Origin of the sequence: Lactobacillus apis (assembly GCF_002837055.1) — a bacterium.
GTDB classification, from domain to species: Bacteria; Bacillota; Bacilli; order Lactobacillales; family Lactobacillaceae; genus Lactobacillus; species Lactobacillus apis.
On sequence record NZ_PDKP01000001.1, the window covers coordinates 465,774 to 487,919 of the forward strand.

Sequence of the window (22,146 nt, forward strand, 5' to 3'; positions counted from 1 at the left end):
TTTTCACTTTGTCTTCAAATATGTATACGGATCATCTTTGTCACGTGCAGTCATCGAATAACGACCAAACAGAATCACTGCGTGATGAGTATGAATCCATTCATCTTTGGGCAAAACCTCCTCTAATCTCTGTTCAATTTCCAAAGGTTTGGCATTTTGCGGAACGATATGGAATCTTTTTGAGATGCGAGATACGTGCGTATCCACTGCAATTGCAGGTACGCCAAAGCCATCTGCTAGAACAACATTAGCTGTTTTCTCTCCTACTCCAGGTAAAGAAACTAAATCTTTTTTGTTTTTAGGAATCTGACTATGATATTTATCAACTAAAATTTTAGCAGTTTCTTTTAAGTGCTTAGCCTTAGAGTGAAAAAGACCAATTTTTGATATATGGTTTTCAATGTCTTTCATTGAAGCCTTTGCTAATGCATCCGGATTTGGGTAATCTTCAATGAACTTTGGCATTACTCGATTTACCATTTTGTCGGTTGTTTGTGCACTCATTAAAACAGCACATAATAAATGAAATTTATTGTCCCAAACCAACTCACTTTTAGCATCGGGATACATTTGATTAATAGTTCGCAGTACTTTACGAGCTTCCTCTGTACTCAATAATTTTTCTTTAGGCATTTCTTTATCGATTCCTTTGTAAAAACTTCTGAACTTCGCTTGGTGTTTTTAAGTTATGTCTTTGCCAATTAAGTAGAACCCGATCAACATACTTAAGGCTATATGCCTGCGATAAAACTGCTTCTCGCAAGGCAAGTTTTATTATTTCTGGATCATAGTGATCAACGTTTAACCAAGCAGAAATTTCTTCACGTTCAATTGGACTTAAGTAACGACCAAACTCAATCTCAAATTGTCTCATTAATTGGTTCAAAGGACTATTGTCAATTTCGGAAGTAGTGTTTGTAGTTTCTTCTCCAGACTTCGGTGTTGCGACATTTTTTTCTAGCAAATCATCTAATTTTGAATAAAGCCGATCAAGATTATAATAGTTGCCAATGCGTCCTTTTTCATCTGTCACTTGATCTATCGTTAAATCGTTTTTATCTATTAGCTGTTGAATGATACTAGCAATTTCTGTTGCTGAAAAATTAGTATTGGCTGCCATCTGTTCATTCGATGGAAACTTGTTTCCTTTTTGTGCAAATAACTCTAATTGGATAATTAAAATCAGTTCAGAATTAGTAATTTTAAGTTGAGGATAATACGCAAGTAATCCGTTTGAGAGTAAGGTAAATCCTAAAAAGCGGTAGTCATTATATTGCATGACAATTTCTCCCTTTTAAAAAAGTTGAACTAAAGTAACTTAGCCCAACTTTTTAACTTATTTAATTAATCAAATTTAAGGTTCAACTCTGTTAATCATTCTTGGGAACGGAATTGCTTCACGTACGTGGTCTAGCTTACAAATCCAAGCAATTACACGTTCAAAGCCCATTCCAAAGCCAGAGTGTGGCACGCTACCATACTTACGTAAGTCAAGGTACCAGCTGTAATTATCTTCGTTCAAACCGGCTTCCTTAATTTGCTCTCTTAAGGTGTCATAATCGCTTTCACGCTCAGAGCCACCCATAATTTCGCCATATCCTTCTGGGGCTAAAACATCTGCACAAAGATATTCTTTTGGATTTTCCGGGTTCTTCTTCATGTAGAATGGTTTAATTGAAGTAGGATAGTTAACAATAAAGAATGGACGATCAAATTTTTCGGAAATGAAAGCTTCATCTGGAGCACCAAAATCATCGCCCCATTTAAAGTCACGACCGTCTTCTTGAAGCATTTTTACAGCATCATCGTATGATAAGCGGGTGTAGTTTCCTTCAGCAGCTGGTTCCAATTTCTTTGGATCACGACCAAGTAAACTTAATTCATATTGGCAATTATCTAGTACTTGCTTAACAACGTATGAAAGAAAACGTTCTTGAATATCAAGCGATTCATCTTGATGCATCCAAGCCATTTCCGGCTCCATCATCCAGAATTCGGTTAGGTGACGACGAGTCTTAGATGCTTCAGCTCTAAAGGTTGGTCCGAAAGTAAAGATTTTACCGAAAGCCTCGGCCCCTACTTCACCATATAATTGTCCAGATTGAGAAAGATAAGCATCCCCACCGAAATACTCAGTATGGAATAATTCGGTAGTGCCTTCTGGTGCAGAATGCATAAAAATTGGGGCATCAAATTTTACAAAGCCTTCGTTTTCAAAAAAGTCGACTGTGGCTTTAAAAATCATGTTTCTAATACGCATAATTGCGAATGGCCTTCTACTACGTAGCCATAAATGACGATGATCGAGTAAAAAGTCAATTCCGTGTTCCTTGTTACCAATTGGATAGCCTTTGCTATTAGTAATAACTTTTAAATCAGAAATTTGAATTTCGTAACCAAAGTGTGAGCGTTCATCTTGATGAACTGTACCGGTAATGTAGAAGCTGGCTTCTTGGTGTAAAGACTTAGCAGCTTCAAAAACTTCATCAGAAACATCATTTTTTCTGATTACACCTTGAAAGAATGCAGTACCATCACGTAACTGCAAGAAAACAATTTTTCCGCTTGAGCGCTTATCTGTTAGCCAAACATGCATTTGAACTTCTTCGTCTACATGTTTAGAACAATCAGCAATTGAAATTAATTTTGTCATAAATTCTTGTTCCACTTTCCTTATCAAATCAATTTAATCATACCAAAGATTTTGCTATTTAGCGACTTAACCTAGCAAATTTCCATTTTTAAATTCATATAATTGGTATTGATAGTGATCAGCTGGATCTTTTGCTGTCACTTCCCAAACTGCTCTATTATTGTACCAACCTAGATTAACTTTGGTAATTTTGTTATTAGGATTTTGAGCCTGATAGCTGCTGCGCACTTTAGCTTCACTAACGCCCTTTTTAGCTGAGAGCAAATAACCCTTTTTCGAACCAGGCAAGTATATAAAATAGTATTGTTGGCGATTTTTACTTGAACCTTTTAATGAATAGCTGTTAACTCCCCGATCTAAATGATAATTTTTTTCAATTTTAGTAATTGGGGACTTAGCTAATGCAATTTGATTTAACTGCTTTGTTTCGTTTCGTTCAGGGGTACTTGCCTTATAAAAAATGAGAACTGAAGCGGCATAGAGAAATATAATTATTCCAATAAGCCATGCTACAAATTTAATCGTTTGTCTTGTGTCGTCTTCTATCATAGTTATCTAACTTATTCCGTAATTCTTTTAAACTAATTTTGTTTGTTTTAACAGGGATAGCATTTAAAAATACTTTACCATAATCTTTTGTCCAAAGGCGTGAATCTAAAATTAAAAATTGTCCACGATCGTTTTCACCACGGATTAGTCTTCCCATCCCTTGCTTAAAACGAATGATTGCACGCGGAATTGTATCTGTCTTAAAAATATCAATTCCTTGTTTCTGCAATTGTTGCTGACGTAATTTTACTTCAGGCAAGTCCGGAGATTCAAAGGGTAATTTTGCAGCAATTACGAGGTCGATATTACAATCATGGAAATCGATTCCTTCCCAAAAACTATCAGCTCCTAAAATAATTGCCTTTTGAGCAATTGCAAAACGTTTAGTAATGCGGTTGTTAGAGCCTGAAACTCCCTGAGCCAAAATCTCAAAATCACGTAGAGCTGGAGAATTCGAAATTATACTGTAGACATCTTTGATTTTATTCAAATTAGTCATCAGCACAAGCACGTGATTTTTATGGTTTAAATCATGTTCTAGTATTTCTGCCAGTGATTGATCAAATTGGTTAGTGGCGACATCAGGTAGATCACTAACGGCAAGTACTTGCAAATGACTTTCCAATTTGAAGGTGCTTTTACCAACATATTCCTGGGGATGCATATCTGTTAAGGCAAGTTGTTTAACAAGATAATCAAAGTTGCCTTCACTTGTTAAGGTAGCACTGACAAAAGAAAGATGATCAAAACGATCGTAGATTTGTTTTAGTTCATCTGAAGCGTCAAGCATTAACCAACTTAAATTTGCACTTAGTGGATCAGCTGGATTAGTTAAGGTAACAATAAAGCCTTCTTGGCTCATACTGGTATCTGTTTGTAATAAATCAGATAGCTGGTAGCTTTTGGTAATGTAAAAATCAAGGTGATCAATTTGCTCTGTGATTTCACTTAAAATAGCGTCTCGATCAGTGCCTGAAGTGTCTGTTTCATTATAAAGCTTAAATAAAATCTCGTTTGTTTGCTGGCGGACTTCTTCAAGTTTCTTTTGCAGTTTGGCTAAAGTAGCTAAAAACTTGCTGTCTTCGCCGAATAAGTCGCTTGCTTGAAAACTCAGTAACAAATTACTATTCGGCAACATGTTTTTGCTAATTGCTCGGCTACGTTTTTGATAAAGTTCTTGCTGCAGCTGGTTGATGATATTGATTAGTTTAAGGATTGCCGGGTCTAATTTTGCCAGTAAAAAATTAAACTGCACATCATCACCATACTGGTTTAGAACACTATCATCTGCATAAAAGAGCAAATTGCGTAAATGTGTCAAAGTGCCCCAAAAAGATTCAAACTGGAACGAATCATTACGTGAAGTAATAACGTTATCAACGAAGCGGTGTGCTTCGTCAATTACTAAGTAAGGATTTTGTCCCCAAATTGAATCATTGTAGTGATTAGCTAAATATGCGTGATTAGTAACAAGAATGTCTGCTTCTTCCTGCCTTTGGCGTGCTAAATTCCAAAAGTCAACGTCTGCAAAACTACTTCCAACACGTGCGTCACCAGGATGTGATATTTTAACAAATAACGGTGCCTTATAATTGGTTAATTGCAGTTCATCTAGGTCACCAGTCTTAGTTTCTGTTAGCCAGACCAAAATCCGCATCTGCAAGACTAAAGTCATTTTATTAGGCGTGCCCTGATAAAGGGTTTGATAAAACCCATCAAGATCCAAATAATGACTACTTGATTTAACAACTTCTGCCGCTAAATCAAGGTTAGTTACATTTAGTAGCTGTGGCACTTCCTGACTAATAATTTGATCTTGTAGTACCTTGGTTGGTGTAGCAATTACTAATTTGCGATTAGTGTAGAGCCGGTATGAATATGCAAACAAGTAAGAGAAAGTTTTCCCTGTCCCATTTGGAGCTTCTACCAATAAAGCCCGTTGATCGGGACTTTCAAGAAAAAGATTAATTCGGTTAATCAAGTCAACTTGCGGCTGGCGATAATTAATTTTGTTTTTAAATAAACTATACTTCGCCTTATTATTAGTTGGAAAAACAGCTTCGGCGTCACCGTTTTTAACCGTTGAATGTACTTCCTGTTTTTGCAAAACGACGTTACGCACTTGCATCTGACTTTTATTTAGTGGGCGCTTTTGCTTGCGAGCTTCATCTGCGATTGTCGAGAAAACCCATGACGTATCACGAATTAAACCGTGAGCTAGTGAGCTCAGTGTATTTAAAGTTGCTTGAGGTAGCGATTCAAGCTTTTTGATGATTTTGATTAGTAAAACGGCGGTTCCATATGCGTCAGAATCTGCCTTATGCGGATTAAGATGCTTTATTTGAAGCTGATTGGTCAAATCTGTTAGTTTATAGGACGGTAATGTGGGGAAAGCGATTTTAGCTAATTCAACCGTGTCAATTGCTCGGTTAGTTAGAGCTTCATAACCATGTTGCACAAGTTCATAATTCAAAAAAGGTAAATCAAAATTGACATTGTGTGCTACGAACACAGTGTCCTTCAAAATTTTAATAATTTTTGGTGCGTAATAAGAAAAGTCCTTTTGGTTGGCAACATCACTATCATGAATGTGGGTCAAATTTTGAACCGTTAAAGGAATTTCGCGATGAGGGTTAATCATAAAAGAATAGGTCTTGACGACTTCCATGTTTTTAATAATCGCGCAACCGAATTGAATTATATGATTATCGTCTTCGCGCTGGGTACCTGTTGTTTCAAGATCAACGACTGCAAAGGTATCCTTAGCAAAAGCAGTCATCAGTTCACCTTCATTTCAATTAATTTATTTCTACTATTTTTTCTGCGTCAAGTAAGATTAGGTACTTATGTTTAACTGGCTTTTCAGCAAATGAGTTAAGTGCTCGCTCGTATAAACGCAGTTGACCAGTATACTTTTGCTTAATATTAGCAATTGCTAAATCTAAATTATGCTGATCAATGTGGTCAGTTTTGTAATCAAATAATATTATGCCATCATCTTCAACGAAATAACCATCAATTGTACCATGAATTAATATTTTAGCATTTGGATCACTAAAATCGTTAAACAAGGTACTAGCAGAAAGCAGGCTGGAAAATTCAACCTCTCGCTTAAGTTGAGCAGGATTTTGCCAGAACGGTTTAGCAAAATCACTGTGAACGAACCAATTGATTTGTTGCTGATTAATGCTAGGGACAATTTCTGGATTTAACTTGTCTTGTTTAATTAAATCTTTTATTTCAAGTTCAAGTTGTTCCGGCTCACCTTTTTGATTGTAATCGTAGTACTGGAGAAGCAAGTGTGTCGCAGTACCAATCTCTGCTCCAGTAAATTTAGTTTCAAACAAAAAGTCAGGTTTAGTTTCAATTGGCTGGAGATAACGATTGGTTGAAGCCAATAAGTGTGCATTTTCCAACTCAGTTTCCAATGGATCATTGAATGCTTTCTTTATTTCAGAAACAGATTGATAAGCCGTAGTCGAACTGGCATCTCTAAAAGGATAGTCGTAATCGTACAACTTAGGAGCTATTCTTGTTAATAAAGCATGATCTTGGTCAGAGGCCACTTCTTCTGTTTTAGCTATTTCAGAAGAAATTTTTTCATTTTCATAATGGACTAACAAAAATGGTGTCTCTTCATCTAATGAATTCGTGATATCACTAATCTTGATTTCGGGATATTTGTCAAAATTAATTGCTGGACCAATAAAACTCATTGAGCTAATAGCGTTTAATTTACTGCTTAAAGGCAATTTCTGTCGACCATTAAGCTGATTTTGCCATTTTTGGCGCGTCTTTTCGTAATTTTTGACTTCTGTAATAAGAATTAGTTTTTGGCGTGCACGTGTCATCCCTACATAAAGAATACGTGCCTCTTCTTCCAACAATTGCTGTTTTTGAGCAATATTATCATAAGATTTGAGCAGTGTATCGGCGCGATAATGTTCTTGCCTGATTGTTAGACCCAAATTATTTGCATTGATAATATAATTACCGCTTAAATCACGCATTTGATAGCGGTGCTGTAAACCAATATAAAAAACAATTGGGAATTCAAGCCCTTTAGAACCATGGACAGTCATCAGTCTAACAGAGTCCCCCGCTTCTTTAGTAACTAGAGGTTGTGCTAAGTCTTTTTGACTGCGCCTCATTCGCTCAATAAAGTTAATAAACTGATATAGTCCTTTAAAGCCAGCACTTTCATATGAACTGGCACGCTCATAAAGTGCTTCAAGGTTGACGCGTCTTTGCTTTCCGTTTGGTAAAGCAGTCATTACTTCAAGTAAATTAGTTCGTTCGTAAATGCTCCAAATTAACTCAGAAATACGATGATTAGCTGCAAAGTGACGTAACTCTTCTAACTGATTTAGAAAAATCTTTGTTTTTTGACTCAGCTCATCATTGACCGCAACATAAGAAGTTAAGGCATCATAAAAACCGGTATTTTTACTATGTACTCTGATTTTGGCTAAATCAGTTTCAGTGAAATTAAATAGTGGTGACCGCAATACTGCAACTAGCGGAATATCCTGATCTGGGTTATCAATGATGCGCAAGTAGTTTAGCACAATTGTTAATTCAAGCGTTTGGAAGTAATTTTTGGCATCCGTCACCAGTAATGGAATGTCATTTTTGGCAAACTCCTGCATAATTGCTAAGTTATCGCTACGGCTTCTAGTTAAAATCGCAATATCGCTGTATTTAAAGTTCCGCTTTTCCTTTGTCAGAGTATCGTAAACTTGCAAATTCTCGTTTTTAAACTGCTTAATTCGGTTAATCACCATTGCAATTTCAGCTGAATCGATTTCGTCTTCATCTTCGGCATTAGTTGAACCATCTTGGCCATCTTTTTCGCTGTATATTAGTTCACTGGCTTGGGGCAGTTTTTCGGGATAGTAATTAGCACCTAAAACTAACTGCCCTTCTTTTTGGTAGTCAATCCCACCAAAGTCAGTAGTCAAAACATGATCAAATACCTGGTTAACGAGTTTAATTACCGGCTTTGTTGAACGGAAATTAGCAGATAATAGAATCCGTTCATCCTGCTTGTTCTCATCTTTGGCTGCCTCTTGATACTTATGGAGGAAAAGCGAAGGCTCAGCTTGACGGAAACCGTAGATTGATTGCTTAACATCCCCCACCATAAATAAATTATTTTGTCCATCCTTTTTAATCAATTGCAGTATTCGTTCTTGCAAGGGATTAATATCCTGATATTCATCAACCAAGATTTCTTTGAACTTAGTTTGATAAAACGACCGCGCCATTTGCGAATTTGAAGTATCTTGACTCAGTATTTGATAAGCAAATTGCTCCATATCACTATAGTCAACCAGATTTTCTGCACGCTTCAATTGGTCAAATCGTTCAATTAAGGCCAGCTCTGCTTTGACGATTGCAGTCATAATTTGATGCCCTTTGTTTAGTAAAGCGATTTGTTCTTTTTCATCAGTAGCATAAAAGGAGGTAAAAGACGTAAATACTTGCTCGGAAGCATCTTTTTTAAGCTCAACGCATTTCTCATAAAAATCAAGTAAATCTTCATCCCATTTGCTCGATTTACGAAAACTAGTAAAGAGGCAACTTCTTAATAGCTCTCTTTGCTTATCATAATTTTCATCTCTTTCAATACTAGCCAGATAATTTTGCAAGCACTTATCGAAGAGTTGGAAACTGTCTTTAACCTTTGCTAATTCTTTGGTCTCCATGGCAGCTGTTGCCAGCAACTGCTCAAGTTTTTCCTTTAAATCAGAAAAAGTGGTCAAAAGATAAGGCTTAATGTTCTTTTGCCATAGCTTTGAATGAGTGACATCGTCACCAATTTCATATTGAGTTGGTAAGTTTTTTAACCAGTCACGGTAATCAGGCTTAGCCATTGCATAATTATATAAGTCTAATAACAAGTCACGTGCAGACTCAGCACTACGGTCGCCGGCAAAATTTTCGTAAAAAGCAATAAAAGCTTGATCATCGTTTTCTAAAAATTCACTTTCAATTTCTTGCAGTGCTCGCTCACGCATTAATGCTGCTTGAGTCTCATCCGTTAAAACACTAAAACTAGGATCAAGGTCAATGACATAGTAAAAACGATGAATAACATCTAGACAGAAAGCATCAATCGTTGAAATATTAGCAGCGTCAATTAAGTTAAGCTGCTCTCGTAAGTCAATTTTAAGTTTTTCATGCTTATTTAGTCTCTGCTCAAGGGCACTTTTAATTTTTGCTTTCATTTCTTGAGCAGCGGCTTTAGTAAAGGTCACGACTAATAACTCATTTACACCCGTTCCAGTGAGAATTTCCTGCATAAGTCTCTCTACTAAAACAGTTGTCTTTCCGCTCCCAGCAGAAGCAGAAACCAGAATATCAAGGTCACGATCGTCTATTGCCTGCTGTTGTTCATTCGTATAATCTGGCATCACTTATTCCTCCTTTCCCAGTTTCTCTTTAATTTTGTTCATTAATTCTGTTTTACTCAAATTATCAATTTGATGGTACTTGTTTTCTTTTAGCATTGCATCAAAGAAGAAGATATCCCGATAGTCAGAGTATGTCAAAGCAGTGACTTGCTGGCCATATTTATAGGGATTGAGTTGAACCTTACCAGAGAGAATTTGACTAGATGCATCTTTGATTAATTCTTCATCATATTTTAGAAGAAGTTCAATTTCTTCATCATTAAACGCGTTGCCACGAAAACTTAACGAACCATCTTTCTTACTATTGATCCCAGCATAGATTTCCGAAGTAGTACCACCATTACTTAGTGCAGGATCGGCGTCTAAGATAACGGCCTGATCATAGTTAATAAGACCGTTATACTTGAGCTTCGTTTTTCCATCTAAATTAGCTTGCTTAAGTTGTAAGTTATTGCCGTATAGATCTTTACCGTTTAAACGTTCAGTTTGTCTGGTAATGGTTTGGTAAAATGCTCCGAGTAATGACATCGGCTCTTTACCAGTAAAAAACTGCTGATTTCGCATTAGTACATCCATATACGAGACCATTTGCAGTGAAATTCCCTGATAAAACAGTCCTAAATTAAACTTTTTGGCGGAAGACTTATAGTCGATAACTTGGGCAATGTACTCGTTTTGATCACTAACCTTTGCCAAATCGACCCGGTCCATTTTTCCTCGTAAATTGACATAATGCTTCCCATCTAGATTTGGCACTAATAAGTCTAGTCCAGGTACTTTTTCACCAAAGCCAAAGCTAAGTTCAGAGTACTTTGCTCTTAATGGAGTCTTTTTAACTGCGCGATGCCAATTAACAGCCACATTAGTAGTGGTTTGATCGAGACACTTAAAGAGGAACACATTAAATGGATCATTACGAAGTTGTTTATATTTTGCTTCGCTCTTCATTTTTTCGCGAGCAACTTCAAGCAATTGATTCAGCTTCAGATCATCAATTTCGGCCAAATCAAGCTTTTCCTTATTCAGCTCTTTCACTAAACGATCAAAGGTTTCATGGAAATAATTTCCGGCTTGGATTACATCAAATTCATTATCAAATCGTTTGCGTAAACGAAGGCCATAATTTAAAAAGTACTCATAAGAATTTTCATAAAACGTTTCTAGTTGCGAAACGGAGGAGTTTAGGTTTTCTCCGTATAATTGCTGAGCAAGCTCTGCACCGATATCTTGTGGGTGATTGTCAAACTGACTTGCGTCAAGCACCATTTTAGTCTTTTTAGGGATGCGCTCCTTAGTCAGTTCAAATAAGTGCTCAATATTAACTTCCGGATGTGCCTGCTTTAGGTATGTTAAATACCCAAGACTAGCTTGCGGATTGGTTAAAAAAGACAAGAGATCATTTAGCTTTTCTGGAAGATTATGTTGAGCAAATTCAACTCTTTCCTTTTCTTCAGCCTTTTTTTTATTAGCTGCTTCTTGCACGCTGGTATCGACACCTGCGACACGTTTAAGTCGTTCATAATAAATAGAAGGTTGAACCGACTCATTCTCTGCGTTTACTACAGAGAATGAAACATAGGTCATATCACTACCAAGCGCCAGTAGCAGACCAAATTGATAATTTTGGTCAAGGTTACTGGTTTGTTGCTGGTCTTCAATATAAGAATCTTCCTTAAATGCACCACTGTTAGTTAAAGTTTGTAAATTTTCAGAGCTCAAAAAGCCTGGTACATTTTGAATCTTAGGCAAACCTGTATTGGTGGCGCCCATGATAAAGACTTGCTTGTATCCACTGAGCTGAACAATTCCCGTTTCAGAAATATTGACAGCATCCAGTGTAGAAGGAATCTGGGCAAATGTTGCTTCTTTGAAGCCATTGATTAGTACATTGAAGAAACTGTCAAGCTCAAACTCATCTGGATTGATTAATAGATAGTCATGAAGTAGCGTAATTAATAAATCCCAAACTTGTTCTGATTGCCTTGCTTGTTGAAGGTCACCGTCTTCTTGGGCATCTTGGCGCCACTTTTCTAGTACTGCTGGCACATGATTGTTAACTAAAAAGTTGAAGAAAATGGTGATTGCCTTTTGCGTGTCTGTTTCTTCCGTTAGTTTTTTTAATAAAGAAGTAATCTTCTTAACAAAAAAGTCCTTTAATTTTTCAATTTTGGCAACTTCATCTGGAACTCTGTCTAGTCGAATAACTTCAGCAGCAATATAATCTGTAAAATCGCGTTTCCACAAGTTATGGTTAATGCCGTGGGCTAAAACAAAATTTTCGAGCTCATCAACGTCATGAATGAATGAAGTTTCATCCTTATACCAATCCGGAATAATTAAGTGTGTCTTCATAATCGCAAGCATATTTTGTGTTTGAAGTGGCCTAGTTAACAGCTGAGCGATATTCTCAATTAAAACAACTAAGGGATGATATTTCATTTCCTGTTGTAAATCGTTAAAAAATGGAATGTCATTTTGCCGTAAAATTGGCGAAAGATAGGTTTCGTATTCATGCAGATTAGGCGCAAGCACTAAAAAATCGCGGTAGCGATAATTATTAAGCGCCACCTGCTGGTAAATAGTTCGAGCAACAAAATATGCTTCAGCATACCGGTTGTCGGCACGAATTAGCTGGATATTATTTAATTTTCCTACTTCAGGGACGGTACCAGTCCAAAATGAGTTAAGTAGCTCTCGGTTAGTTGGCGCTGCCGAGGGTTTAGTAGTTTCAACCTGATAATTTAGTTCGTTTACTTCGATATATTTAACCAATTGGTTAATCGTTCTTTGAATGACATAGTCATAATCACCGGGTTCTGCTTTAGCGTCAAGCTCACCGGTTTTTGTTTTAAAAGCCAGAGTTACACTATTTGCATGCTTCATCAATAATTTGACAGTCAAACATTCCTGCAAGGAAAAGTGTGAAAAATCGCTAAAGTAAAAGTCAGTCTTACTCAAATCAATCCCACTAGCCAGAAATTCATTTAGCTGTAACTGAATTTCGTTAGAAGTTGAAAACTTATCTTTAATGGTGTCAATGAAAGCTTCATAAAGAATTTTCAAATCAGCCACTTTGTTTTTAGTTTCAAGGTCTAACTTATCTTGATCAAAGTCATCTAAGTCTAGATTACCTTCTCTAACTTGCAAAATAGTACTGTAAAGCTGCTTAACTAGGCCAGGACTAACATTGACATTTTTGAAGAGGTGGAGCTGATCACGTTTTTGTTCAATGACTTTAGCTAAAATCATTGCTGCCGCAGTGTTGTCAAGCTGGGTGGGCATTACCTGCTTTGAATCCTTTAGGAAAAACCACGCAAGTCGTGAAAAAGATAACACTTGCAAGTTCTTAACTGATTGCTCAGTATTGCCTTGACTAATAGCAAGCCTATTTATTGCTCTGATTTCTGTGGTAAACTTAATGTGATTGGGAACAATGACAAAAGTTTGTTGCTTTGGAAATTTTTGATAATTTTCAACTGCTGCTTGTAAAACTTTTTCCTGCATTGGATCGGTTTGACGACCGACTAGAATTTTAATCATTTGTTCTCTTCTCCTTTGCTACATATTTTAGCATAGGAGCTAAACTTTTTTCACAAACATTAAGGATCTTAAATAAAATGAAATCGAGTTATTTAGCGCACGGAAAAGTGATTTTGATTGGTGAACATTCAGTGGTTTATGGTTATAATGCCCTTGCCTTGCCAATCATGTCTTTACACATTAAAGCAACCGTAGAACCGGGCCCACAAATGTGGATGGATACTGCATCATATCATGGGCCTTTTTTTATGGCGCCAGATGAATACGATGGCTTGAAGTATGTCGTTAAAACGATGCTTACAAAAGCTAATAGTAGCGAAAATTTAAGGATAACTTATACAGGAGAAATTCCAATCGAGCGTGGACTAGGCTCAAGTGCAACAGTTGCCCTTGCAACAACCAAGGCAATGAACGATTACTTTAATTTAAACTTGTCAAATGATGAAATAATTGAAGTTACGAATCATGCTGAAACAATTAATCATGGCAAAGCGTCAGGGTTGGATGCTGCGACTGTTAATTCTGATTACCTTGTCTTTTTTAATAAAAAGTCAGGTCCCAGTGTTTTGCGCGCCAAGTTAAATGCCACCCTTTTGATTATGGATACAGGGGAATTAGGTAGTACAAAAAAAGCTGTTGCTCAAGTTCAACAGCAAGTCCAGTCATCTCCTGTAGCTAGTGAAAAGATTAAATGTTTGGGTCAATTGGCCGATGATACAAAACAAGCTTGGGTTAATCAAGACCGCGTTAGTGTTGGCAAAATCTTTAATGAAGCTGAAGAAATACTAGATTCTTTTGGCCTTGCCACGATTAAAATTAAACAGTTACAACAACTTGCTCTTGAAAATGGAGCCTTGGGTTTTAAGCTGTCCGGAAGTGGTTTAGGTGGAATCGTCATTGTACTTTGCGACAACATTGAAGTAGCTAAGTCAATTGCTAAAAAATGTCAAAATGTTGCTGTTAATAGTTGGATCGAGGAAATTTAATGGAAAAAACAGTTCGTGCACACACAAATATTGCTCTAATAAAATATTGGGGAAAAGAAGACCAGGCTATGCGCTTGCCTGCTATGTCGAGTATTTCAATGACACTAGATGAATTTTATACTGATACCAAAATTTCTGATAGTGAAAAAGACCGTTTCATTTTAAATGGTACTGAGCAAACTGGTAAAAGTGCCCAGCGCGTTTTTTCGTATCTTAGATTTTTACAAGAAAGATTTGGTTTAAGTGGACACTTGCAAGTTGAATCTACCAATCATGTTCCAACTGCAGCTGGTCTTGCCTCTTCTAGTTCAGCGTTTGCTGCTTTAGCAGGTGCATTTAGCTCGTACTATGATCTGCAAATTAACCGTCAAGAACTTTCATGTTTGGCAAGAATGGGGTCAGGCTCGGCATGCCGTTCAGTGTTTGGTGGTTTTGCGATGTGGCAGAAAGGAAATAGCGATTTGACCTCTTATGCATATGCAATAAATGAACAACCTGAAATGGACTTACATTTATTAGCGGTTGAACTTAATCCTAACCCAAAAGAATTGTCCTCGACCAACGGGATGCAGCTGGCCAAAACTTCCCCCTTTTTCCAGCCTTGGCTAGAACGTAACCAAGCCGAAGTAGATAAAATGATTGAAGCAATTGAGCAAAACGACTTTACGGCTTTGGGTCAATTAGCCGAATTGAATGCTAATGAAATGCATGCTGTTAACTTAACAGCTCAACCAGGATTCACCTATTTTGAGCCAGATACGATTAGAGCAATCAAACTTGTTGAGCAGCTGCGAAGTGAAGGAATAGAATGCTACTATACAATCGACGCTGGTCCAAATGTAAAAGTTATGACTCGGTTAAAAAATGTAAAAGAAATTACTAAGCGTTTCATATCAGAATTTGACAATGTTAAGATAGTAAATGCAAGTTTTGGTCCAGGTATCAAATATTTGGATTAATAATGTATTTAAATTGGTTAGGAGATTAAATTCTTTGATAACAGAACAAGCGCCCGGTAAGTTATACATCGCCGGTGAATATGCAGTTTTAGAACAGGATTGTCCCGCAATTTTGGTCGCAGTTAATCAATTTATCCGGGTTTCGATTACTAAATCTAAGTCATCTACTGGTTCGATTCATTCCAAACAATATTCGCAGGATTCAATTCACTGGGTACGACGTGGTGCCCAAATGGTGATTGACAACCGTGATAATCCTTTTGAATATATTTTGTCGGCAATTAACTTAACTGAACGTTTTTGCCTCGAACAACATATCAAATTACGAGTATATGATTTGCACGTCAATTCTGATCTTGACTCAGCTGACGGAAAAAAATATGGTCTAGGTTCTAGTGCGGCAGTCACAGTAGCCACGGTTAAAGCGATTCTACGTTTTTATAACGTGCCTTTTAGTAACGAACTAGTTTATAAACTGTCCGCTATTTCCCACTACTCTGTTCAAGGAAACGGCTCTGCAGGAGATATTGCTGCGAGTGTTTATGGTGGCTGGATTGCCTATCAAACATTTGATAAAAAATGGCTGAAACGCGAATTAACACAAAAGTCACTTTCCGAAGTTGTTGATGAAGCATGGCCAGGGCTAAAAATTCAATTATTGACCCCTCCTGAAGGGATGAACTTATTGATTGGATGGAGTCAAAAACCTGCATCAACTTCACGCCTAGTTGATGAAACTAATGCCAATAAAGCAGCATTAAATGTCGAATATAAACAATTTTTACAACAATCGCGAAAATGCGTATTACGCATGATTGATGGCTTTGAACAAGGCAATATTGACCTAATAAAGATGCAAATTCGGGAAAACAGGAAACTTTTACAGCACTTTGCTCAAATAAATCAAATTGCAATTGAGATTCCCCGTTTGTCAAAATTGATCAATATTGCTGAGTCATTTGGTGGTGCGGCAAAAACATCAGGTGCGGGTAACGGAGATTGTGGCATCGTTATAACCGATGAACAAACTAATGTTAATGAGCTTGAACAGCAATGGCGTAAAAACAATGTTTTACCCCTTGACCTTCACGTTCATCAAGTAAAGCTAATGCAGTAAGAAGAAAAATGTCAATTAGATCAAAACGTAAGGAAGAACACCTTTCTTTAGCAAACCAATTTTATGAACCGAATAAGCCAAATAGCTTTGACCAAATGGGACTTTTACGACCTGCTTTGCCAGAAGCAAAAGTTGACTTAAGTTCGATTAAAACAACTATGTTTGGCAAAAATGTCAATGCGCCCTTTTTTATTAACGCAATGACCGGTGGTTCTGCAAAATCATTCTCTATTAACCAAGCATTTGGTAAAATTGCTCAGAAAGCTAAAATAGGTCTTGCATTGGGCTCTGCAAGTATCTTAGTTAAAGAAGCTGAACAACTTGACAGCTTTTTGATTGCACGTAAAAAAAATCCTGATGGTGTCATAATTGCAAACGTGAATGCGAAGACTGAGGCTATGGATGCTCAAAAAGTTGTTCATGAACTTAATGCTGATGCTTTACAGATTCATTTGAATACAGTTCAGGAAATTGCTATGCCTGAAGGCGATCGCGATTTTTTGTGGCTAGATAACTTAATTGAATTACGTCAAAATGTGACCGTTCCGATAATTATAAAAGAAGTCGGCTGCGGTTTAGACCAAGCGACAATTCATTTACTAAAAAATGAAGGCTTTGACCTATTTGATATTGCTGGCAGTGGCGGAACAAATTTTGCTAAGATTGAAAATGCACGAAACCAAAATGACCTTTCTTATCTTGAAACGATTGGATTGCCAACTGTTGTTTCTGCCTTAATGGCGGCTGAAGAAAAGGTTACCTTTATCGTGTCCGGTGGTGTTCGTAATCCATTAGATATTTTTAAAGGTTTATGCTTGGGAGGAAAATACGTCGGTATTTCCAATGTCTTTTTGCAGACATATCAGGATCAAGGCGAAGATGCATTACTACAAATGATTTTGGCGTGGCAAAAAGAATTAGCTAGTTTGTTAGCTATTTACGGTCAAAATGATTTAACAAATTTAAGTAAAATCAAACATTACTTCGACCTGCCCTTGAAGAACTTAATTGATCAATTGAGTTAATTTTACATAATTAAAAATATGCAAAGTAAAATTTTACTTTGCATATTTTTTTTGTCTTAATTTAATAGATGCCATATTTCTTTTTGAACGGCACTTTCATTACTTGATCCGATCACTTGGTCTGCTGCACTTTTGGCAACTGGTAAAGCGGTGGAGGTAACAAAGCTCCGGCCAACATATTTTAGCATCCCAACGTCATTACCACTATCGCCAAACGCAACCATTTCACGTGAGCTAATATGGAATTTTTTGCTTAAGTATTCTAGACCAACCGCTTTGTTCATTCCTTTAGTTGACATGTCAATAGAGGTAGATGAACCAGAGACAAAGCCAATTTGCGGATAATCGCGTTGAAGTTTACTTAGTAACTTTGGCATTCTGTCTTCTGGAACATCTAATGTTACCTTGAAAATCTGATCGTCTAAATGGTTAAAGTCCTCGACAATACGCAGCTTTTGGTAGTACTTTTTAAGCTCTTCTGCATAGCGCTGACCATCTTTTTCTAAAACATATGCACTTGCAAGACCAGAAACAGTGACCTTTTCATCTGAGTATGTCTGAACAATTTCCAAAATGGTTTGAAAATCTTCATCGGATAAGCTGTCAACATGAAGAACTTGTCTTCCCTTAGCAACCAGTGCCCCATTTTCTGCAATAAAATACATTTGCTGAGCTGTTTTAGGAAAACGAGAATAAATATTCTCATATTGATTTCCACTGGCAATTACAAACTTAATTCCCTGTTCCTGCATTAAAGCAAACTCGCGCAAAAATAGTTCTTCATCATAGGTTTTTTCATCGGTTAACCATGTACCGTCCATATCAGTGGCAATTAATTTAATCATCTTTAATAGTTACTTTCTTTTACTTTCGTAATCCCTTTGGATAAAAATTCTTTAAAACATTATTAGTTATTTTACCAAAACTGAACACGCAACTTTGGCAACTAACTAGCACAAAACCGTGTAAAGCTGATTCTAGGCGAATAGTTTCACCATGAATATACTTAGCATAATCTTCTTTAGTTAAATTTACTACCTGTTTTTGTTTTCTTTGTCCTAATACCAGCGCTAATTGATGACTCGGTTCAAAGCGCTTTTTCTTTAAAATTCCTAGCTCTAATCCGTTACTAATAATTTTAAAATGCATGTTGTCAGCCTCGATTGCAGGAAGATAAACATGATTTTGACTTACTAAACAAGATGCTGACCAGTTAGCAAGTTCTAAGGGTAAATTAAATGGTTTTAAAACTTCTGCAACTAATGCATTTTCTGACCTCGCCAATTTGGCTTTGTTTTGATGAGCTTTTCGCTTTTTAACTTTTGTATTAGTACTTTTTTCTCGTTCAGCTAATTGTAATTTGGCAACATACTGCCCTTCACCTAAATTATCGTTTGGCCAAAAGCGTAATGTCTCCTTTATAGCAGGATCATTATTGGCCCAGTCAGGACGTCCTGATTCAACAGCAGATGTACTTACGTTGATTGGGAGAATTTTAAAGCCAAATTGCTCAACTAACCAGGATACGATTTCTTCATCCTCTTCTGGCGAAAAAGTACAAGTTGAGTAAACCAATTCGCCACCAGGCTTAAGCATTTTTACTGCTTCGGTCAAAATATCCTGTTGTCTTTTTTGGCAAGTCATAACATAGTCTTGTGACCAATAAGAAATTGCTTCAGGACTTTTTCGAAACATCCCTTCCCCACTACACGGGGCATCGACAATGATTTTATCGAAAAAACGGGTAAATGACTGAACTAACTTTTCTGGGCTTGCAGAAGTTATTAGTGCATTAATTACACCCCAGCGCTCTAGGTTTTCTCTTAGGGCTTTGACGCGGGTGTTAGAAATTTCATTTGCAACAAGTAGTCCTTTACCCTTCAGCTGTTCAGCGATAAATGTGCTTTTCCCTCTAGGAGCAGCACATAAATCGAGTACTATATCTCCGGGGTGGATATCAGCAATCATGGCAGGAAACATTGCTGCAGGGTCTTGAGAATAGACTAAGCCACTGATAGCTTCCGGGTCTTGACCATTAATCTGACCGTAGTATGCATTTTTAAGTCCAGGAATCGGTTGATCAAGAGAATAAGAGACTTCTCGCTGCCCTTTTAAAGTATTGATTCTAAATGCCTTTTTGGCGGGTTGGTTCATTGCATCAAATAATTCTTGTGCTTGCTTTTGACCAAGTAATTTTTGATATTTAGAAATAAATTCAGTTGGTAAATTAAGCATGTGTGTTTTCCTTTCGCCAACATAAAAAGATGAAGAAGCTATAAACAAGCGCAACTACGCCCCAACTGCCCAAAAGAAGCATTAAAAGGTGCTCTCGATTTGAATAAAAAGCACGCCAGCAAAGGAAGAAATATGCTCCAAGTGATAATAATAGCTCTACTAATATTATTCTAAAGCCATGATTGGCAAGCCAATTGCGTAATAAACTACCTTTTAAGTGAGTCGCCTTAACGGTTTGCCAATCCAAGTAAGCCAAGATGATGTTAGCAATAGTGGCCACAAAGACTAGCAAAATGATGAATAAAAATTCTTTAATTACGGAAAGCTGACGCTTCTGATGCTTTCTTACAAATACTGGTGTTTTAACTTTAACATGATAATGACGGGCAATTTTTCTAATTACCTTATTAGAGCTATCAATAATGATGGTATAGTCTTTAAGCTTGAATTTACCTGTTGGCTGCTTGGTACCGGTTGTTAGATAATAGCCATTTTGTTTCATCCGGCGATAGTGCTTCAGGGTACCAATCACAGAATAATAAGTATTATTTAAATTAATGTACTCATTATTTTGTGTTTTTAATGTTGGAACCTTAGCATTTAAGCCTAAAACTCCAAATGAAACACGTCCCTTAAAGTCATCTGAAGTAAAATATCGTCCAGATTCCGTTGGTAATGTCAAAACATCATGATTAGACCAAACTAATGTCTGATTGTCCTTTCTTTTACTCGTTAAGTGAAGTTGGATTTTATTTTGGGGAAAGGTTTTTTCTAGATACTTTAAAAAGTCGCTAACACTTTGGTTATTTTTGATTTCAAAGCTGCGCGTGTTGTTGCTCAAACCATAAGCCTCAAGTAGTTGGTTAGCTTCTTGGGACTGGACGTTTGAAAGCATTGTACCCGTACCGAGTAATGTTAAAAAAATAATTAATAGTAAGAGGATTTTTTTAGATCTCATGTTTTATCTCAAATATTTGTTCTTCAATAAAATCAAAGCTTGTAAATGAATGATTAATTGCCTGTAATTCTGACGAATGAGTGAAATGGATTTGGTGCCAAAAAGTAGCAGAATTAGTTACACCATTTTTTTCACCAATAAATAGCAAACGACTAGATGGATTGTATTTTTGCCAAGCTTCTATCGCGCTTAAATCACTTTCATCAAAATTAGGTGCCCATGCACAAATAACTAGTTGGACTTCAGGAAACGCTCGAATTGCCTCAGGTGCAGATAAATTCAATACCTTTGTAGCCTGCTTGCTTCCAGTTCTTGAAGTTTTTGACCATTCTAATGAGTCTGTTGCAATTGTCTTTAAACCTACTTCAGTTAAAGCTTTAGACCAATATGCATTTCCTGCCATAATTTCTAAAACGGAGCTAATTTTAAACTGCTCCTTAATTAGTTTGGCAGTTTCCAAATTTGGCAATGACCAAACACCGTAATTGATTGATAGGTACTGCCTCATGCTATTAAGAAGCTGATTAGTAACTTTTATATTGCCCTTCTGCTGCCTTGACATACAACTTTCAAGCTTTTCAACTTCATTTGGATAAAAACCAAGTCGTCTAGGAGCAGTCGGTAAGATTTTCTTTTCTTTCATGTAGCGGTCAATTTGATTAACCTCTTTAATTTGGTCATGAATTAGTGGGTTATCAAGCTGAGCATCTAATTGATTAATTTTCTTTAAATAATCTGTCATTTCTAATACCTACAATGATTTTACCATTCATGTGACTAGATTTCAGTTATAATAAAAGGTAACTGAATAAAGGAGAATATTTTATGGCAAAAAATGTAACAAAAAAGCAAGATAACGAAGAAGAAAGTCTTGGAAAATTCATCCTAGACGTTGTCATAATGATGGTGGTAATTCTTGGTGCTTTCTATCTTGTCTTCCACTTCGTTCTTTCAAATGATGAAGTTTCTGGTCCATCAATGCAGCCAACTTTTGAAGATAAAGATCGCTTGATTTCGGTACGGAACTTTACGCCTAAACGTAACGATGTGGTAGTTTTATTAGCTCCTAAGGCCGCAAACGACACTCCTGGAGCAATGTATATTAAGCGTGTTATTGGTTTGCCGGGTGATAAAATCGTTTCTAAAAACGACAAAATGTATATTAATGGCAAGAGACTAGCTGAACCATACCTTAATAACAAGTACAAAAAAGCGGACAATGATGCTGGACATACATACACCACTAATTTTACTTATAAAGTGCCTAAAGGCTATTATTGGGTAATGGGTGATCATCGTGATATCTCAAAAGACTCCCACATTTTTGGACCTGTAAAAAGAGAAAATCTAGTCGGCAAAGTTACCTTTAGATATTGGCCTTTTAATAAAATTCAAGGATTTTAGCAGTACTTTTCTTTGAATTCTTTGTTTTTTTGGCTAAAATAAATTGTAAAGGAGATTTTATTATGAATCAGCAAATAGAAGAATTATCCGATGCAATTATTACTTACCAGACAGAACATCATACGACAGATACAGATTTAGCATTTGCTAGTCACCTATCGGTAGAGAAAATTCATGCAATGAAGGCTGGTAAAGGTGAATTCACTCCTGAAGAAATCAATCAACTGTATGACTTTCTCGCTACCAAGCGTTAAGTTAAAAATAAACATAAAGAAAAATGGCCTCAAGTTTTGCTTGGGGTCAT

17 protein-coding genes are annotated in these 22,146 nt (G+C 36.7%); 6 read left to right on the forward strand and 11 right to left on the reverse strand.

Annotated elements, in window-relative coordinates:
* Positions 1-3: 3 nt before the first annotated feature.
* The 7 genes from nth to CRG87_RS02290 form a co-directional block, all read right to left on the reverse strand.
* On the reverse strand, positions 4-633 hold the full coding sequence (gene nth / locus CRG87_RS02260; protein WP_074425339.1) for an endonuclease III: 630 nt from the start codon (positions 631-633) through the stop codon (positions 4-6).
* 4 nt (positions 634-637) lie between these two features.
* Positions 638-1,279, reverse strand: a complete 642-nt coding sequence (locus CRG87_RS02265; RefSeq protein ID WP_074425337.1) for a DnaD domain protein — start codon at positions 1,277-1,279, stop codon at positions 638-640.
* A gap of 75 nt (positions 1,280-1,354) precedes the next feature.
* Entirely contained in the window at positions 1,355-2,653 is a 1,299-nt protein-coding gene (gene asnS / locus CRG87_RS02270; RefSeq protein ID WP_074425336.1) for an asparagine--tRNA ligase, read from the reverse strand.
* A gap of 66 nt (positions 2,654-2,719) precedes the next feature.
* Positions 2,720-3,202 (reverse strand): hypothetical protein, encoded by a 483-nt coding sequence (locus CRG87_RS02275; protein ID WP_046306890.1) that lies wholly within the window; start codon positions 3,200-3,202, stop codon positions 2,720-2,722.
* Positions 3,171-5,981, reverse strand: coding sequence for a helicase C-terminal domain-containing protein (locus CRG87_RS02280; protein WP_074425334.1), 2,811 nt, complete (start codon positions 5,979-5,981; stop codon positions 3,171-3,173). Before CRG87_RS02280 ends, CRG87_RS02275 begins: the two co-directional genes overlap by 32 nt.
* 19 nt (positions 5,982-6,000) lie before the next feature.
* Positions 6,001-9,618, reverse strand: coding sequence for a helicase-exonuclease AddAB subunit AddA (gene addA, locus CRG87_RS02285; RefSeq protein WP_074425332.1), 3,618 nt, complete (start codon positions 9,616-9,618; stop codon positions 6,001-6,003).
* A gap of 3 nt (positions 9,619-9,621) precedes the next feature.
* Complete coding sequence (locus CRG87_RS02290) at positions 9,622-13,158, reverse strand: PD-(D/E)XK nuclease family protein (RefSeq protein WP_074425331.1); 3,537 nt, start codon at positions 13,156-13,158, stop codon at positions 9,622-9,624.
* A 77-nt stretch (positions 13,159-13,235) separates the two neighbouring features.
* On the opposite strand from CRG87_RS02290, the gene mvk reads away from it, so the two are divergent.
* Genes mvk through fni form a run of 4 tightly spaced genes read left to right on the forward strand, consistent with a single transcriptional unit; the run spans position 13,236 to position 17,245 of the window.
* The gene (gene mvk / locus CRG87_RS02295; RefSeq protein WP_074425329.1) at positions 13,236-14,144 is read left to right on the forward strand and encodes a mevalonate kinase; all 909 of its coding nucleotides are present in this window, start codon (positions 13,236-13,238) and stop codon (positions 14,142-14,144) included.
* On the forward strand, positions 14,144-15,103 hold the full coding sequence (gene mvaD, locus CRG87_RS02300) for a diphosphomevalonate decarboxylase (protein ID WP_074425327.1): 960 nt from the start codon (positions 14,144-14,146) through the stop codon (positions 15,101-15,103). Before mvk ends, mvaD begins: the two co-directional genes overlap by 1 nt.
* A gap of 34 nt (positions 15,104-15,137) precedes the next feature.
* Positions 15,138-16,220, forward strand: a complete 1,083-nt coding sequence (locus CRG87_RS02305; protein WP_074425326.1) for a phosphomevalonate kinase — start codon at positions 15,138-15,140, stop codon at positions 16,218-16,220.
* 8 nt (positions 16,221-16,228) lie between these two features.
* Positions 16,229-17,245, forward strand: a complete 1,017-nt coding sequence (gene fni, locus CRG87_RS02310) for a type 2 isopentenyl-diphosphate Delta-isomerase (protein ID WP_074425325.1) — start codon at positions 16,229-16,231, stop codon at positions 17,243-17,245.
* A 56-nt stretch (positions 17,246-17,301) separates the two neighbouring features.
* Here the strand turns inward: fni and CRG87_RS02315 are convergent, their stop codons facing one another.
* Genes CRG87_RS02315 through CRG87_RS02330 form a run of 4 tightly spaced genes read right to left on the reverse strand, consistent with a single transcriptional unit; the run spans position 17,302 to position 21,180 of the window.
* Positions 17,302-18,090: a Cof-type HAD-IIB family hydrolase gene (locus CRG87_RS02315; RefSeq protein ID WP_074425324.1), complete on the reverse strand. Its 789-nt coding sequence runs from the start codon at positions 18,088-18,090 to the stop codon at positions 17,302-17,304.
* A gap of 19 nt (positions 18,091-18,109) precedes the next feature.
* Complete coding sequence (locus CRG87_RS02320) at positions 18,110-19,480, reverse strand: RsmB/NOP family class I SAM-dependent RNA methyltransferase (RefSeq protein WP_074425323.1); 1,371 nt, start codon at positions 19,478-19,480, stop codon at positions 18,110-18,112.
* Entirely contained in the window at positions 19,473-20,438 is a 966-nt protein-coding gene (locus CRG87_RS02325) for a hypothetical protein (protein WP_074425322.1), read from the reverse strand. The genes CRG87_RS02320 and CRG87_RS02325 overlap by 8 nt, the downstream gene beginning before the upstream one ends.
* On the reverse strand, positions 20,428-21,180 hold the full coding sequence (locus CRG87_RS02330) for an SAM-dependent methyltransferase (RefSeq protein WP_074425321.1): 753 nt from the start codon (positions 21,178-21,180) through the stop codon (positions 20,428-20,430). Before CRG87_RS02330 ends, CRG87_RS02325 begins: the two co-directional genes overlap by 11 nt.
* Positions 21,181-21,263: 83 nt before the next feature.
* Here CRG87_RS02330 and lepB point away from each other — a divergent pair, with 83 nt between their 5' ends.
* Together lepB and CRG87_RS02340 are read left to right on the forward strand one after the other, a co-directional pair.
* Positions 21,264-21,842 (forward strand): signal peptidase I, encoded by a 579-nt coding sequence (gene lepB, locus CRG87_RS02335; RefSeq protein WP_046306911.1) that lies wholly within the window; start codon positions 21,264-21,266, stop codon positions 21,840-21,842.
* Between the two features lie 62 nt (positions 21,843-21,904).
* On the forward strand, positions 21,905-22,096 hold the full coding sequence (locus CRG87_RS02340; protein WP_046306912.1) for an LBP_cg2779 family protein: 192 nt from the start codon (positions 21,905-21,907) through the stop codon (positions 22,094-22,096).
* The last annotated feature ends 50 nt before the right edge of the window (positions 22,097-22,146 follow it).